This window comes from uncultured Bacteroides sp., from assembly GCF_937912035.1.
Classification (GTDB): Bacteria; Bacteroidota; Bacteroidia; order Bacteroidales; family Bacteroidaceae; genus Phocaeicola.
On the sequence record NZ_CALDPF010000022.1, the window covers coordinates 59,887 to 77,644 of the forward strand.

General features: G+C 39.1%; 14 protein-coding genes. 10 read left to right on the forward strand and 4 right to left on the reverse strand.

Translation table 11 applies throughout. From position 1 onward, the window contains the following. The first annotated feature begins 48 nt into the window (after window positions 1–48). The 9 genes from Q0486_RS03500 to Q0486_RS03540 all read left to right on the forward strand — a co-directional run bounded on the left by Q0486_RS03500 (window position 49) and on the right by Q0486_RS03540 (window position 10,976). Window positions 49–1,440 (forward strand): sulfatase-like hydrolase/transferase, encoded by a 1,392-nt coding sequence (locus tag Q0486_RS03500; RefSeq protein WP_299230387.1) that lies wholly within the window; start codon window positions 49–51, stop codon window positions 1,438–1,440. 414 nt (window positions 1,441–1,854) lie between these two features. Then, complete coding sequence (locus Q0486_RS03505) at window positions 1,855–2,973, forward strand: glycoside hydrolase family 88 protein (RefSeq protein WP_299230314.1); 1,119 nt, start codon at window positions 1,855–1,857, stop codon at window positions 2,971–2,973. A 17-nt stretch (window positions 2,974–2,990) separates the two neighbouring features. Then, window positions 2,991–4,217 (forward strand): DUF2264 domain-containing protein, encoded by a 1,227-nt coding sequence (locus Q0486_RS03510; protein WP_299230315.1) that lies wholly within the window; start codon window positions 2,991–2,993, stop codon window positions 4,215–4,217. Window positions 4,218–4,235: 18 nt separating this feature from the next. After that, complete coding sequence (locus Q0486_RS03515; RefSeq protein WP_299230316.1) at window positions 4,236–5,381, forward strand: SGNH/GDSL hydrolase family protein; 1,146 nt, start codon at window positions 4,236–4,238, stop codon at window positions 5,379–5,381. A 260-nt stretch (window positions 5,382–5,641) separates the two neighbouring features. Beyond that, window positions 5,642–6,478 (forward strand): ABC transporter ATP-binding protein, encoded by an 837-nt coding sequence (locus tag Q0486_RS03520; protein WP_299230388.1) that lies wholly within the window; start codon window positions 5,642–5,644, stop codon window positions 6,476–6,478. Window positions 6,479–6,494: 16 nt separating this feature from the next. After that, window positions 6,495–7,349, forward strand: a complete 855-nt coding sequence (locus Q0486_RS03525; RefSeq protein ID WP_299230317.1) for a hypothetical protein — start codon at window positions 6,495–6,497, stop codon at window positions 7,347–7,349. Continuing rightward, window positions 7,349–7,717: a GntR family transcriptional regulator gene (locus Q0486_RS03530; protein WP_299230390.1), complete on the forward strand. Its 369-nt coding sequence runs from the start codon at window positions 7,349–7,351 to the stop codon at window positions 7,715–7,717. Before Q0486_RS03525 ends, Q0486_RS03530 begins: the two co-directional genes overlap by 1 nt. 43 nt (window positions 7,718–7,760) lie before the next feature. Beyond that, entirely contained in the window at window positions 7,761–8,474 is a 714-nt protein-coding gene (locus tag Q0486_RS03535; RefSeq protein ID WP_299230318.1) for a DUF2807 domain-containing protein, read from the forward strand. A gap of 18 nt (window positions 8,475–8,492) precedes the next feature. Further along, entirely contained in the window at window positions 8,493–10,976 is a 2,484-nt protein-coding gene (locus tag Q0486_RS03540) for a TonB-dependent receptor (protein ID WP_299230319.1), read from the forward strand. A gap of 120 nt (window positions 10,977–11,096) precedes the next feature. Here Q0486_RS03540 and Q0486_RS03545 read toward each other — a convergent pair whose 3' ends face one another. After that, complete coding sequence (locus tag Q0486_RS03545) at window positions 11,097–12,458, reverse strand: AAA family ATPase (RefSeq protein WP_299230320.1); 1,362 nt, start codon at window positions 12,456–12,458, stop codon at window positions 11,097–11,099. A gap of 185 nt (window positions 12,459–12,643) precedes the next feature. Between Q0486_RS03545 and rmuC the strand changes: the two genes are divergently transcribed. Then, window positions 12,644–13,990 carry a DNA recombination protein RmuC gene (gene rmuC, locus Q0486_RS03550; protein WP_299230321.1) on the forward strand — a complete coding sequence of 449 codons (1,347 nt, stop codon included), beginning with the start codon at window positions 12,644–12,646 and terminating at the stop codon, window positions 13,988–13,990. A 183-nt stretch (window positions 13,991–14,173) separates the two neighbouring features. On the opposite strand, the gene Q0486_RS03555 is transcribed toward rmuC, so the two are convergent. The 3 genes from Q0486_RS03555 to Q0486_RS03565 all read right to left on the reverse strand — a co-directional run bounded on the left by Q0486_RS03555 (window position 14,174) and on the right by Q0486_RS03565 (window position 17,757). Next, window positions 14,174–16,012, reverse strand: coding sequence for a U32 family peptidase (locus Q0486_RS03555; RefSeq protein ID WP_299230322.1), 1,839 nt, complete (start codon window positions 16,010–16,012; stop codon window positions 14,174–14,176). Next, window positions 16,012–16,935, reverse strand: a complete 924-nt coding sequence (gene metA, locus Q0486_RS03560; protein ID WP_299230323.1) for a homoserine O-succinyltransferase — start codon at window positions 16,933–16,935, stop codon at window positions 16,012–16,014. Before metA ends, Q0486_RS03555 begins: the two co-directional genes overlap by 1 nt. Window positions 16,936–17,103: 168 nt before the next feature. After that, on the reverse strand, window positions 17,104–17,757 hold the full coding sequence (locus Q0486_RS03565; protein ID WP_299230324.1) for an FKBP-type peptidyl-prolyl cis-trans isomerase: 654 nt from the start codon (window positions 17,755–17,757) through the stop codon (window positions 17,104–17,106). Between the last annotated feature and the right edge of the window lies 1 nt (window position 17,758).

The window sequence follows — 17,758 nt, forward strand, 5'->3', positions numbered from 1 at the left end:
TCTAATTTTAAGTTATTATTAACCGGAATACCATTATTATCGGGGAATATGATTCTGGCACAAGAATCACCAAATATAATTCTTATTATGGCTGACGACTTAGGATGGGGAGATGTGGGATTCAATGGTAATACTACAATAAAAACGCCTCATCTGGACAGCTTGGCATCAGAAGGAATCATATTTGATCGTTTTTATTCAGCTTGCGCGGTTTCATCTCCAACAAGAGCTAGTGTACTGACAGGACGCAATCCTTTCCGTACAGGAATCTTTCATGCAAATGTCGGAATCTTAAGACCAGAAGAAGTCACACTCCCTGAACTCTTACTCCAAAAAGGATACATCACAGGCCATTTCGGAAAATGGCACCTAGGAACATTAACGTATAGAGAAAAGGATGCAAATCGTGGTCGAGAAGGTAATACTAAAGAATATAATCCTCCTATAGAACATGGATATACAGAAGCTTTTGTAACTGAATCTAAAGTGCCAACATACGATCCTATGCGCAAACCAATAAAAAACGACGGACGTTTTTGGGATTGTCTACAACCAGAGGAAGAGAGCCTTCCTTATGGAACATCTTACTGGACAATTTCAGGAAAGAAAGTCACTGACAATATTTCAGGAGATGATAGCAAAATCATTATGGATCGTTCTATAACATTTATAGAACATTGTCAAGAAGCTGGACGTCCATTCTTCAATGTATTATGGTTCCATACTCCTCATCTGCCTTGTGTAGCCGGAGCCGAATATGCAGCGATGTATGCCAGTCACAATAAAAAAGAAAGAAATTATTATGGATGTATAACAGCTATGGATGAGCAAATCGGAAGACTTGTTTCTTTCTTGAAGGAACAGGGACTTTACGACAATACTATCATTTGTTTCTGTAGCGATAACGGACCTGAGGTCGGCACTCCTGGCTCAACAGCAAATCTAAGAGGAAGAAAAAGGGATTTATATGAAGGCGGTATACGTGTTCCCGCATTCATGGTGTGGCCTTCGCAGATTAAAGGTGGAATGAGGACCTCTAAGATAGCTATAACTTCTGATTATTTGCCAACTTTTTCTGAAATATTATCTTTACAATCGGCTCCATATCAATTGGATGGTGAATCGCTACTACCGTTATTGAAAGGACAAGAAGGAAGAAATAATCCTTTAATTTTTTTATTCCAGAATCAAGGAGTTGTAATGGAACAGGAACACAAATTGATATATAGAAATGGGGTGTATGAATTATATAACATCATTGATGATCCTTTGGAAAAGAACAATTTGGCCCCCTATTATATGCCAGAGGTAAATCGTATGAAAATAATACTTGATGATGCTGTTGCAAAATACCACAATTCATTCATTGGGAAGGAATACGGTACAACATCTGTAGAAAGAATGAAACAACGCTGGCAAGATATTAAAGTTAAGAAATAATATTAGTTGATACTAAATATACAGAAAGATAAAATAATAACTTTAGACGTGTCAATTTGTTTCAATATTTAAAATTCTTGTCTTTAATAATAAATTTTCCTATAGTATTAAAATATCTTTGTAAGAAATCATATGATATAGGATAAATCTATATAACTTTAACTCCCGAAATTTTGTGACATTTATTTATATACAATTATTAAATATATAAATCTATTATTGTCTTATTATAAAACGACAGCAAGGCTCAATATTTAAAAGTTTTTCTTTTATCATAGATTTATGATTTCAGATTAATTATATCCTACAACTATGTATAACACTAAATATTTACGTATGAAGAAAAATTTATTAAATTGTTTTTTATTAGCATTGGCTCTTTGTTCATGTTCAACGAATCAAGAAAGTGAAAGCATGAAATCAGTTGTTGAAAGAGGTCTGCAAAGATCTGCAGAACAATCATTGTTAATGGCATCAAGTCTGGAGAATGTAGAAGGGAAACTTCCTAAATCCATTAAGGACGGAAAATTAGAAACATCAGGATATCAATGGTGGTGTAGTGGTTTCTTTCCGGGTGTATTATGGTATTTATATGAGTATAACCCTACAGCAGAGATGAAGAAGTATGCTGAGATGTATACACAAAGAGTAGAAAAGGCACAATTCGTTACAGACAACCATGATGTAGGTTTTATGATTAATTGCAGTTATGGCAACGGTTATCGCCTTACCGGAAACAAAGTATATGAAAATACAATGATTCAGGCTGCAAAGTCTCTTTCCACACGTTATAAACCAAATGTTGGATTAATCCGTTCATGGGATTTTAACAAAAAAATATGGCAATATCCTGTCATAATAGACAATATGATGAACCTTGAACTACTTATGAAAGTAGGTAAAATGGTCAATGATTCTACTTATATAAATATAGCTTTATCCCATGCAGATAATACTATGAAAAATCATTTCCGCCCGGACTACAGCTGTTATCATGTCGTTTCATACGACACAATCACTGGTCAGCCACATATAAAACAAACTCATCAAGGATATGCTGATGACTCATCATGGGCACGTGGACAAGCTTGGGCAATTTATGGATATACTATGATGTATAAAGAATCTGGTAAAAAAGATTACCTTATCCAAGCAAACAATATTGCAAAATATCTTATGAGGCATCCAAAAATGCCGGCAGATAAGGTTCCATATTGGGATTTTGACTGTCCTGATATTCCTAATACTCCTCGTGACGCTTCTGCCGCAGCAATAATGGCTTCCGCACTTATTGACTTAAGCCAATTGAACCACGATGATTTTGGCAATAAATGTCTCGCTTATGCAGAAGATCAGATACGTTCTCTGACTTCCCCCGAATATCTTGCAGAAAAAGGAACTAACTGTAATTTTATATTGAAACATAGTACTGGACATAAACCTGGGAATAGTGAAGTTGATGTACCATTGAGTTACGCCGACTATTACTATGTTGAAGCTCTTATGCGTTTAAAGAATTTATATAACAAATAATTTAAAGAAAATATATCATGAAACACTACTTTCTATTAATAGTATTCATTTCACTTTTTGCATCCTGCACCAATACCGAGAAAAAAATTCCTTCAGGTGCAGAAGACAGAGAAGTATGGATAAACACACTGACAAAGATTGCAGACCCTGTACTAACAAATCTGGCCAATAACACTCTTAAGAAAAACATGCCGCAAGAATCTCTTGACAAAAAAAGAGTTACTGTATATTCACATCTTGAAGCTGTAGGCAGAACAATATGCGGAATCGCACCATGGCTTGAACTAGGAGAGGATGAAACAGAAGAAGGAAAACTTCGCGGCAAATATATTGAACTCACATTAAAAGGACTGTCTAATGCCGTAAACCCTTCAGCACCGGATTATCTTGATTTCGGAACACCCTCTCAACCACTTGTAGATGCAGCATTCCTGGCACAAGGTCTTTTGCGTGCTCCCAACCAACTTTGGGGAAGATTTGATGATGTAACTAAAGAACGGATGATTACTGAATTAAAACGTTCTCGTGGAATAAAACCAGGAAATAACAACTGGTTGCTGTTTGCTTCGATCGTTGAAGCTGCATTATTGGAATTCACTGGTGAATGTGACATGGAAAGACTGACATACGGTGTTAATATGTTCCGTGACAATTGGTATAAAGGCGATGGAGTATATGGTGACGGTCCTCAATATCATGCAGATTACTATAACAGTTTCGTCATTCATCCTATGTTGACAGATGTTCTGAAGATTATGAAAAAACATAATATAGAAGGAGCGGCAGAATTTTTACCTGTACAACAAAAACGTTTTGTCAGATACGCAGAACAGCAGGAACGCATGATCTCCCCCGAAGGCGCTTATCCGGTTTTAGGACGTTCAATAGCATATCGTGTCGGTGCATTCCACGCCTTGTCAAATGTTGCTCTGGATCACCAGCTTCCAAAAATTGTTTCTCCTGCTCAGGTCAGATGTGCATTAACAGCTGTTATTTCACGTCAGTTTTCTGCCCCAAATACATTCGATGAGAATGGTTGGTTACGTGTAGGTTTTGCCGGAAGTCAGCTAAACATTTCAGAAAGATATATAAATACAGGAAGCGTATATTTGTGCACATTTGGTTTTGTAGCGTTAGGTCTACCTCCTACAGATCCTTTCTGGAGTGATCCTTTTACTCCATGGACAGGACTTAAAGCATGGAATGGAGAAGATGTGAAAGCAGACCATGCCATCAGAAATTGATTTGCAATAATTATTAATATGAAAAAGACATTTAATTTTCTGATAATATTACTTCTGACTTTAGGTTATCTGAATGGACTTAATGCACAGACAACAGTCTGGTATAATCCGGCTGATGAATCTGTTTTTCCATTACAGGGACGATGTTTCAGTAATGAAATCGGAAAAGTTTATCACCGGTTGCCTGATAGAGCCCAGACTATGGTAAGAAAACCTGTATGGAATCTTTCTAAGAACTGTGCTGGAATGTATATTAAGTTCTGCACTAATGCCTCATCTATACAAGTCAGATATCAGGTAACCGGAGGTTTCGCCATGCCACACATGCCTTCTACAGGTGTAAGTGGCGTGGATTTATATATGCAAGAAGGTAATGGGAAGCAATATTGGTGTGCCGCAAGATATCATTTTGGCGATACAGTGCGTTATACCTATAAAGATCTGGTTTATAGGAATTCACCGGCCAATGGCGCTGAATTCACTTTATTCCTACCTCTTTATAATGGTGTAAAATCTTTACAGATAGGTATTCCGGACAACAGTTATTTTAAGTTCGTGGAACCGGACAAGAAAAAACCTGTGATAGTATATGGCACTTCAATCGCACAGGGAGCTTGCGCTTCCAGACCTGGTATGGCATGGACCAATATAGTCCAACGCAAACTGGATATGCCAATAGTCAATCTCGGATTTTCAGGAAACGGCTTTTTGGATGAAGAAATGTTCGAATTATTGTCAGAAGCGGATGCCTCTTTATTCATTATAGACTGTATGCCCAATATGACCGATGAACGTGTAGCATGGATTAGCCCACGTTTAAAGAAAGGATTGAAAATCCTAAGATCAAAGACTGATGCTCCTATTTTACTTGTCGAACATGATGGTTACATGGGTTATCAGGTTTCTGATAAAAGACATGAATGGTTTGATGTAACAAACAGAGAATTGCGTAAGGTATATGAAGAAACGAAGAACAACATTGAGAATCTTCATTATATGACATTCGAAGAATTGGGACTAAGTATGGATAGCCAGGTAGACGGAGTACATGCCACTGATTTAGGAATGAAAGAATATGCAGACGCATATCTTGAAAAAATCTGTTCAATACTTATCGACTCATTCTCGTCTGAAAAAAACGCCAGTCTCCATTCACAACAATGAATGATTAAAAACTGATTTCATTTCAGGAAGCTGCAAGACAATATTGTCAGCAATTTAAATTATCCAGATGTAAATAAAAGATTGTTCTCCATTATTGAAAACAAAAAGGAGAACAATCTTTTTTTATATACTTATAGCAATACTTAATATGTAATTTTTGTTAAACACCTGTTTATGGTATTGCATATTCAAGAAAAAGGAATACATTTGCAGTGCACTAATCAACTAATACACTAAAACAAATAATTATGGACACAACAATGATTAAAGCCGAACATCTCACCTTCGGATACGGGAAAAACAAACAGGTGTTCAATGATTTCAATCTTGAAATAGAAAAAGGGAATATAGTAGGCCTGTTGGGAAAGAACGGGACAGGAAAATCTACTCTGCTGTATATCATTTGCGGATTGCTAAAACCTTCTCACGGAAATGTAACTATAAAAGGTATAGATATCAGAAAACGTCTTCCACAGACTCTGTCGGACATTTATCTGGTTCCTGAAGAATTCGACCTGCCAAACCTGTCGATGAAACAGTTCGTAAAACTGAACAGCGGTTTCTATCCTAATTTCAGCAACGAGACACTGAGCACTTGCCTCAATGATTTCGATCTCGGAATGGATATCAACCTCGGAGAACTTTCTATGGGACAAAAGAAGAAAGCGTATATGTGCTTTGCTCTTGCTACAAACACCTCTCTCCTACTCATGGACGAACCTACAAACGGGCTCGACATACCGTCGAAAAGCCAGTTCAGAAAAGTCATAGCATCGGGAATGACTGATGAGAAGACTATCATAATCTCCACACATCAGGTAAGGGATATAGACAGGTTGCTGGATCACATAACAATAATAGATGGTACCGAAGTCTTACTTAACAAATCGGTAAAGGAGATTTCAGACAGGCTATATTTCTGCGAACAAAGCATGAACGAACCTACCGACGGAGCATTATTCATACAACCATCTGTTCAAGGTAACAGCATTATAATGGAAAACAGATTCGAAGAGGAAAGTCCTATGAATCTGGAAGTTCTTTTCAATGCCATACTGGCAGACAGAAACAAAATTCAGGAAGTATTCAACAAATAAGTAAGGAGGAACGGTTATGATAGCAAATATGAATTTCAGTTTTACAAGACTCATGGCGGTAATGAAACGCGACATGATGGAAAATTGGAGAACAAACATGTACAGGCTTATAGGAGTATATACAGGTGCGGCTATGGCTTTCCTGTTCGGAATGTACGGCGTATTGTCCGGCAATCGTAGAGAAACAGGAGAAATACAATACGAAAGTTTCTGCAATACATTCCATTCAATATTGACATTCGTTATTTTCTTCTATCTCATGATATGTGCCTCAAGAATAATGGAAGTAATGAATACAAAGAACAAGCGTATCTCGTATATGATGCTTCCGGCAACAATCGGAGAAAAATTCATCAGCAGAGTAATATATGTATGTATCACTTCTATGGTTATATTTTTTGTAGGACTGTTTTTTGCAGAACTGACAAGACTAGCTCTTCTGCCGCTGTTCGATGCACCGGAAGAATTTCACCGTTTCTGCCTGTTTGATATAATGTCTGTTTCTTTTTATGACACAATACATATCAATCCTGAAGTATACGGAACATCATCAACATTCATATCTTACCTGTTTTTAATCTCAAACGGTTTATGGGGACACTCCATTTACATATTGGGAGGTACATACTTCAGGAAACATCCTTTCATAAAAACTTGGGGAATAATGATATTACTGTTTGTCATTATTGCATACATATTCGGAAGGATGGTTGCCAAAGAATTATTTTCATATTTTGACCCTACTGATGTTGATTTATGGAATGTGAATATTATAAGCATTGTCTTCCTTGTTCTCACAGTTATTAACTGGACTCTGAGTTATCATTTGTTTAGAAATTCACAAATCACCGATAGAAAACTGTTCACATGATGAAATTTAAAGAATCGAAATCAATATATTTGCAGATAGCAGACAGAATTATGGACGAAATTCTTCATGACACATACAAGGAGGAAGAACGAATACCGTCTGTAAGGGAGTATGCCGCAATGGTGGAAGTAAACGCGAATACAATGATGCGTACTTACGACTATCTTCAGGGAATGGAAATTATATATAATAAAAGAGGTATAGGATATTTCGTAGGCGAAGGAGCAAAGGATAAAATTCTCACGTTCAGAAAAGAGATCTTCTTGAACGAAGAACTTCCGGAAATGTTCCGCACAATGAAGATTCTTGGTATATCAGGACCGGAAATATCAGCTCTCTACAAACAATTCCTGAAAGACAACAAATAAAGAAAGCCACAAACTAATATCATAATTTAAATCAAAGGAAACCATGAAACTAAAGAATTTTCTTTCAATACTTACAATCAGTGCCGTAACTTCCTTTACAGCCACATCTTGCATGATAAGTACTGCAACAAGCAAAAATGAGGCTACTTCCATATATGATGTGAATACCTCATATAAATCATTAAGCGTGAGAAGTGCAATAAAAGTGGACTACAGACACGACATTGACAAAATTCAGATTATTGCCGACTCTTCAATTCTTCCCAAAATAAAGGTAGTTCACGATGAAGACGGCATTGAGATTTACGCTTCAAGCTTTAAAAGTCCTTTCAAGGTTACCGCATTGGTTCCGGCAAGCAAGGAACTGGAAGACATCGAAATTTCAGGCGCTTCTTCATTCAGTTCGGATGAAGAGATTAAGGCGGAAGAACTTGATATTGAAGTGTCCGGAGCATCGAAGTTTGAAGCAAATATCAACTGTCAGTCGCTGAAAGTCAGTGTCAACGGAGCATCATCTGCAAGTATAGGAGGTAAAGCCGTGAATGCTGAAATCAATGTAAGCGGAGCATCGAAATTATCATCAGAAAATCTGAACACCGATTATGCAGATGTAGATATAAGCGGTGCCAGTAAGGCTGAAATAATATGCAACAAAAATATCACAGGAGATGTGTCCGGAGCATCGAAATTATCATTCGGAGGCACAGCCAAATCTGACGTGTCAACAAGTGGAGCTTCAAAAGTATCAAGAAAATAAATTCAAAATCGAACAAAAATGTCATCTAATGTTTTAAGAGGATTAATATGTTTCCTCGTATGCCTTACTACAGCTACAGTGTTTGCACAAAAGCAGGGCGGTATATATTCAGTGAAAGGAACTTTAGTTGACTCACTTCTTAACGAAAGCGAGCCATACGCAACAGTAAGAATATCAAGTGCGGCAAATCCTGACGAAAAAGTAAAACTTTCTGTCACCGACGAAAAAGGACGTTTCAACGAGAAACTGTCCGAGCCGGGCGACTACGTTATAACTCTCTCATCGGTAGGAAAGAATACCGTAAAAAGAAACTTTACATTAAGTACAAGCAAGAAATCTGTTGACCTCGGAACTATTTTTACTTCCGAGGCAACGGAAATGCTTAAAGGTGTAGAAGTGGTGGCACAGAAACCTCTAGTGAAAGCAGAAATAGACAAGATTACCTACAGCATGGAGGACGACCCAGACTCAAAGACAAACACCACACTGGAAATGCTCAAGAAAGTACCTCTCGTGACTGTAGATGGGGAGGACAATATACAGGTGAACGGTTCAAGCAGCTTCAAAGTACACGTAAACGGAAAGCCCAACACTCTGATGAGCAATAATCCGAAAGAGGTGTTGAGAAGTCTGCCCGCCAGCAGCATCAAATCGATAGAAGTAATAACAGAACCGGGAGCAAAATACGATGCGGAAGGTATCGGAGGTATTCTGAACATTATCACTACAGACACCAAGATGCAGGGATATAATGTCACACTTGGCGGAAGGGCAAGCAATCAAGGCTTTTCCGGATATGCATACGGTACTGTTCAGGTAGGTAAATTTACCGTATCCGGCAATTATTCGTACAACTACAACACACAGCCACGCAGTTATTTCAGTTCCGGACGTGAGGACTACACTTCGGACACAAACAAGTATCTTAACAGCGAAGGTTCTTCGAAAAGCAACGGAAATTTCCAGTTCGGCAATCTGGAAGGAAGTTATGAGATTGACACGCTGAACCTCATTACATTCTCTGCCAATATGTTCGGAGGAAACTTCAAGACAAACAGCAATTCAGAGAACCGTATGCTGAACAATATGGAAGAGTTGACATACCGATACAATACATTGAACAAATCCACAAGCGGCTTCGGTAATGTAGGTATCAATTTCGACTATCAGCATTCCTTCAAGACAAAAGGCGAGTATCTTACTGTTTCGTATAAATACAACGATTCTCCAAACAACAGTGAATCTACTACGGAATATATCGATATTGTAGATGTTCCTTTCTCGCTGAAAAATCAGTATTTTGACAATGATGCACATACATCTGAGCATACAGGACAGGTAGACTATGTAAATCCTATAAACGACAAACATTATATCGATGCCGGTATGAAATATATCTATCGTCTGAATGCGAGCGACAGTAAATACTTCATCCAGCAAGACGACGGTTCGATGCTTCAGGACAGCAAAATGTCAAGCATATTCGACCAGGGACAGAGCATCCTTGCAACATACGCCGACTATCAGCTGAAGCTAAAGAAGTTCGGTTTCAAAGCAGGTGTACGATACGAGCATACTTTCATGGATGTGAAATACGCACTCCAGCCGGAACGTAACTTCAATGCCGGTTTCGACGATGTTGTTCCTACCGTGAACATGTCGTATATGCTTGGCACAACATCCACACTGAAAGCCAACTACAATATGCGTATCAATCGTCCCGGTATATGGTATCTTAACCCTTTCCGCGACGAAAGTAACCCTACATCAGTGAGCTACGGTAATCCTGAACTGGAAACAGAAAAGGCGCATATCGTAGGACTGACATATAGTTCATTTTCTGCAAAGTTCAATATAAACGCAAACCTTAACTATACGTTCACAAACAACGGTATAGAGAGATATTCTTTCATGAACAACAGTATAATGGAAAATACATATATGAATGCCGGAAAGAAACAGATTACGAGGCTGTCATTGTGGATGAACTGGAACCCGGGAAACAAGACCAGAATATCAATCAACGCATCAGGCTCTTATTCTGACTATAGCAGCGATTTGCTTGATACTAAAAATTCCGGTTTCAACGGCAACATGTTCGGAAACATACAGCAAACTCTTCCTTGGGATCTGCAACTCAGCGTTTACGGAGGTGGAAGTACTCCATATATAACTTTACAGGGTAAAGGCTCGTCATATTATTACTACGGTCTGGGACTGTCACGTTCATTCCTGAAAGAAAAGAGACTGAGCGTTTCACTGTCAGCCAACAATATCTTCAACAAATACAATACATACGAAAACAATACTGTTACGGACACCTTCCGCTCTTGGAGCAAAAACAAATACTATAATCTCGGCTATTCACTAAGCATAAGCTGGAGATTCGGTGAGCTGAAAACTCAGGTTAAGAAAACAAGCCGAAGCATAAACAACGATGATGTAAAATCAGGAGGAGGTAGCGGTTCCGGCTCTTCTGGCGGAGGACAGGGAGGAATGTAATAAAGACTATATTAAAGACTACGGTTAACTTTTAAACATAACAAAGCCTCGGTTAAAAGAATCGAGGCTTTATTATAAGTTCCTCCACGATACCCATCTTTTTTTAAAACGGTTTCAGTGTTACAGACAAAAAGCCATATAAGAAGGTATATACACCGTATTACCCTCTACTTTCAGATTCTTGGGATGAATAACATAATTACATCCTATCCTACCACGGAATTTAACATTGAACTTATCAAGAGACTTTACGGTATATTTTTCTTTTGATTTCACCTCTATGGGATAAATCTTATACTTCAATTTACTGTTATTTGAAAGAATAAAATCTATCTCAATATCATTACGATGTTGTTCTCTGTCATAATGTGTGTAAAAATATAATTTATGACCTGACGCAACCAACATTTGCGCTATCACATTTTCATAGAACATTCCTTCATTGACTGATAGCTTCCCAAAAAGAATTTCTCTGTACAACTCGTTATCCGATATCTCATTTTCATCAAAAGTATGGCTTATAAGCAATCCGGTATCTCCCATATAGCATTTGACATAAGTACGATCCTCATTCAACGATAAACCGACATTAGGGTCAGAACTATTGAAACATTCGTTCACCATCATTGAATCAGACAACCAGAAGAAAGTGTCGTGATATTTAGGGAATGTCGCTCCTTTTTCTATTCTGTTCATCATCACTCTACGTTCCGATTTTGAAAGGAAAGCAGGAATCTGGTCAAAAATAGCCAACACGCCTGAACGGTATGGCGAATTGATTTTCATTATGTCACTACGATACAACTCCAGAATATCTCTTTTTTCAATATCAGATTTGGCAAAATCCCTATCATTCTCTAAAAAAGCAGACACACTTTTAGGCATTCCGCCTACAATCATGTATTGACGAAAAAGTAACATACATTTGGAATGAAGTCCTTGCTCCAAAGGCATTGAACTTTTAAAGCAATTACGGATATATTCTGCCATCTGAATCTCCCCCATAGCCCAGATGAACTCTTCAAAATCCATAGGATACATCTTCACCCTACGTTCCTCGGAAGGAATGGTGATACCTGCTACATTTTCCTTTATGGAAATCAGGGAACCCGTTTCTATATAATCATATCGCCCATCGGCAACCAAATATTTAACCGCTTCGCGCGCTTTCGGGAACTTCTGAATTTCATCGAATATGATTAAGGATTCTCTTTTTTGCAACTTAACACCATACTCGGATGAAAGTATCATAAAAAAAGTATCCAAATCATTCATATAGTCATTAAAGGCCGACAAAACGGCTCCTCCGGCGATATTGAAATCTATCAAGATGTAACTTTTATATTCTTTCTTGGCAAATTCTTCTACTATTGTTGATTTGCCAATTCTACGGGCACCCTCTATCAATAGAGCTTTCGTTCCATTAGCGGTATTCTTCCATTCCAGTAACTTGCTGTATATTTTACGATTAAATACTACCATGACTATATTTGTTTAAACGAGATAATATACAAAAATAACACCAACTATTATAATACGCAAGTTTTATATAGTATTTTTACCCTACAATACGCAGGTTTTATATATACATTTTACCCTATAATACGCAACTCTTTGCCTGATTGAAAGTTTTTAATAACTTTGTGCTTAGAGAAAAATAGACAAAAATGTACATATACATCATAACAGGAATAGCGATAGGCAGCATAATAGGCTACCTGATTGCAGCGAGAAAGACAGCCGTGTTGAAGTCGCAACTGAAAATGCAGCAGGAACATTCAATGCAGTTGATTAAATCTGAGCAGCAGAAACACCAACAGCAGGCAAACCTGCAAGAACAAACTTTAAACGCTGTTCGAACACGACTAGAAGAGTGTTTAAAACGTATTGAAGAGACAAGGGCGGAAAATGCTTCACTCGTAACGGAAAGGAAGAACCTGATGGAAAAGTTGGAAGCACAGAAGGAAGAAGTGGCAAACATGCACAAGCAATTCAATCTGGAGTTTGAGAACATAGCCAACAAGATTTTCCAGCAGAAGACTGAAACGTTCAACAAGCTGAGTGCGGAAAGCCTCAGTAGTCTGCTAAAGCCTTTCGGCGACAATCTGAACGAGTTCAAGCATCAGGTGGCAGAGGTATACGAGAAGGAATCGAAACAGCGTTTCTCACTCGAGGACAGAATAAAGGAACTTGTCTTGCTGAACAAACAGATAAGCGATGATGCCAACAATCTGACAAAGGCCCTAAAAGGTGACTCGAAGATGCAAGGTAACTGGGGCGAAATGATACTGGAAACGATACTTGAGAACTCCGGTCTGCACGAAGGTGAGGAGTATTTCCGTCAGGAATTCCTGAAAGACGAAAATGGCGAGTATCTGAAAAACGAGCAGGGACAGCGACTTCAGCCAGACGTTATCGTAGTTTACCCAGACAATCGCCACGTAATAATCGACTCCAAAGTATCGCTCACAGCATACACGGCATATATAGGGACAAACGAGAAGGCCGAAAAAGACCAGTATCTGAAAGAACATCTGCGTTCTGTAAAGGCCCATATAGACGAACTGAGCAAGAAAGACTATTCCAAATACAACGTATCAGCACTGGACTTCGTAATGATGTTCATCCCTAACGAACCTGCATACGTACTTGCACTTCAGGCTGACAACAACCTATGGAATTATGCTTATCAGAAAAAGGTGGTACTGATGAGTCCTACAAATCTTATTGCAGCCTTAAGACTGGCTCTTGACTTATGGAAACGTGAGTATCAGGAAAAGAATATTCAGGAGATAGTGAAACGTGGAACTGCGCTCTATGAGAAGATGGCAGGATTTGCAGAAACATTCGAGAAGATTGGGGATGCAATAAACACCGCAAATACGGCATACTGCAATGCACGCTCACAGTTCTCGGAAGGAAAAGGGAATCTCATACGCCAGGCTGAAATGCTCAAAGAACTGGGTATTACTCCCAAAAAGAACATCCCTTCCAGACTGCTGGATGAGAAGTAATCTAAAAAGATCAAGTCCGATTTAACCATACATTTTTTGGTGCTGACGATGGTCGACAATGCTGCCGACTATAGTGAGCAGAGCTGCCGACTGTAGTGGGCAATGCTGCTGACTATAGTCAGCACCAAAAAAATCGGGCTTATTTTCCTTCTTATATGAAATCAGGAAAAAGAAATATTACAACTATTGTTCAGAATTATCAGCAAGAACTTTCATCTGACACATCTTACAGTCAAACTCCAAACGGAAACGTCTGCCGTCAGAGCTAACAAGATAATAAGGCTCGCGGAACGGAGAACGTACCTTGTGATGTACCGGACACCAGCCCATACTGTAGCGGATACAATGCTTACAGAACATCAGAACGGCATCCTTAGGCTGTTCCTTCTCGAATGCAGGCATTACTTTCAGAACTCCATGGTTCTTATAAAATTCGGCTGCAGAGCTGTTCATCACGTTACCAAGATATGTAAGCGTACTTACAGGAAACTTAGTCTTACTTTCCTTCAAACGGAACACTTCCCTGCGATAGTTTATCCTGCGCGCTTCAAGCAGTTTTTCCACGGCATTACGTCTTAGTTCTGAAAGTTCGGATGAAGGAATAAACCAGTTATCAGACAAATCTATCTTTATATCCTTAGCCTCAAACGGGGTGTTTCCCAATTTACTTAGCTGATTTCTCAGATTATCTGACTGTGGTGTACGTGCCGGTTCTTTCACACGCTGCAGTGTGAGAGATACGCTATTGTCGTCCTCGTCAGTAAAGCTCAATGTAAAGCCAAAATTATTTTCAGCCAGACATATATCGACTGCAATCTTCCTTTCTGCCGATTTCTTCTGCATCAGCTTCTCAAATTCCTGATCAAAGTTACGGTAAAGACGTGTTTTTGGTTTCAGCCTAGGCATATCCTGCGGGAAAAGCTTGTTGTTCTCTACACGGTTCACTCTAAATCCCTGAAGACGACCGTTATCGTCTATATAGCAAAGTCCGTCGCCATTGTTGAAAGATTTCACACCTGCCACAGTAAAGTAGTTTCCTCTGATTTCCTTAACCGTACCTACCTCCTCACCCAGTGATTTAGGAGTACTAAATGAGAATATTCCCGGATTTCGTCCACGGAGAAAATAATCTGTAAAGCCACGGCTGAAACTCTTGTCAAGCTGCGGAGTGAATGTAGTCTTAACTGTACCTGACGATGCCCTGACATACTCCTTACGGTATTTGAATATCGAATCCAGTTTCTGACGATAGTATGCAGTGACATTCTTCACATACGACACATCCTTCAAGCGGCCTTCTATCTTCAGCGATGTGGCTCCGGCATCAAGCAATGCTTCAAGATTATCGCTTTGGTTCATATCTTTGAGCGAGAGGAGATGCTTGTTCTGTTCTATTGTCTTTCCGTTGGAATCCACCAAATCGAAAGCCAGACGGCAGAACTGTGCACACTCGCCACGGTTTGCACTGCGTCCGTAGCAAGCCTGGCTCACGTAACACTGCCCGCTGTAGCTAACGCACAAGGCACCGTGAATGAACACTTCGAGAAGTGTTTCAGGACATGTATCGTGTATCTTCTTTATTTCATCAAGCGAGAGTTCACGTGCCAGAACCACCTGACGGAAACCTATATCCGAAAGGAACTTCACTTTCTCCGGTGTACGGTTATCCATCTGCGTACTGGCATGCAGTGCTATAGGCGGAAGATTAAGGCGCGTGATACCCATATCCTGTATGATCAGGGCATCTACACCGGCACGATACAATTCCCATATCATTTTCTCCGTTTCCGGCAGTTCCTCGTCATGCAGGATTGTATTTACTGTGACATATATACGTGCGTTATACAGATGTGCATGCTCTACTAAAGCCTTGATGTCTTCTATGGAATTACCTGCAGCGGCACGCGCACCGAAACGTGGTGCACCGATATAGACTGCATCGGCACCATGATTGATAGCCTCGATTCCACATTCAAGATTCTTGGCAGGAGCAAGAAGTTCTATAGGACGTTGTTTTATCATTATTTAATCTGATTAATATCGTATGGAGTTTCCTGATATACATAGTAGTTGAGCCAGTTGGAGAAAAGCAGATTTGCAGTGCTGCGCCACCTCACCACCGGTCCCTTGTCTGGGTCATTGTCGCGATAATAGTTCTTAGGCATATCGATAGGCAGACCTTTTCCAAGATCGCGGCGGTATTCTCCATCAAGTGTAAGCGGCGAATATTCCGAATGGCCTGTCACGTAGAATTCGCGTCCGCCACGTGCCATCACTATATGTACACCCGAATCTTCGGACTCGGAAATAATTGACAATTCAGGGCACTTTTCTATATCTTCACGGCGAACCTCAGTATGGCGGCTGTGCGGTACAAAGAACTCGTCATCAAATCCACGGAATATAGGCAGCTGAGTGAATCCGTCGCAGATATGATGTTCGAAGATACCGAACATTTTCTTGTCAAGAGCATATTTAGAAATACCATAATGGTGATACAATCCTGCCTGAGCAGCCCAACAGATATAGAAAGTGGATGTGACGTGAGTACGTGTCCAGTTGAATATATCCTGAATTTCACCCCAATAATTCACATCCTCGAAATCTAGATGCTCCACAGGCGCTCCGGTGATAATCATGCCGTCAAACTTCTCGTCGCGCATATCTTCGAAATCACGGTAGAAAGCTTTCATGTGTTCTATCGGAGTATTCTTTGATGTGTGGCTCTTTATTTTCATGAAACTTACTTCTATCTGTAGAGGAGAGTTTGAGAGAAGACGTATAAGGTCTGTTTCTGTAGTAATCTTCAATGGCATAAGATTAAGGATGACAATCTTCAGCGGACGTATGTCCTGCGATGTAGCCCTGGAACTGTCAATAACGAATATGTTTTCTTCCTTCAGGATATCAATGGCAGGAAGTTTATCGGGTAAATTTAAAGGCATAAGTGTAAGTTTTTAAGTTTATCAGTTTTTAAGTTTGTGAGTTTTAAGTTCACGTCAACTAACCTATAAACTTAAGAACTAACAAACTAATAATTTGCTTATAACAAAAAAGCATCCAGAACAGTAATAACCATTAAGGATGCTTTTTGTATTCACTGGTCAATAATTTCAGTTATCTGAATTATTGGTACTGTATGGATGAATAATCTCGTCAATATACATTTCAAATATCAAAGTAGAATAAGCTTTGATTACATCACTTTTATTCTCATCTTTATATCCCATTTGGTATGGAATATAAACAGTAGCCTTGTCAGACATGTCAGGCTTCATGTGCATCAAAGCTGTGGTCCAACCGACGACATAATTCTCCGAAACATCAAACTTTCCAAAGTTATCAGTAACTTCCTTATCGAAAGTGCCATAATAGTTACCGTCGAAACGGGTTCCGTCTATTATGAAGCCCTGATATGCCAAAGACACTGTATCTGTAAAGTTTATCAACGGCTCATCTCCTGTATAAATATCTTCCTCCTTGGCATACTTTACGTATACATAGTCATAGTTTTTATATTCGTATGGCTTCAGTGGATTATTTATCTCATTTTCGAATTTTATTTTGTAGTTCTCATACTTACGCCATATCTCACCCGAAGGAGGATTACTTACCACATCCGCTATAGAATCGATAAACTGCTCATTTCTTTCTTTCCAGTTGGCATACGGATCTACAATCTCTGTATCTTTAGCACAAGAGGAGAAACCCACTGTCAATACAGAAAGAATTATTACGAGCCAAAAGAATCTATTATTTGTATGCATA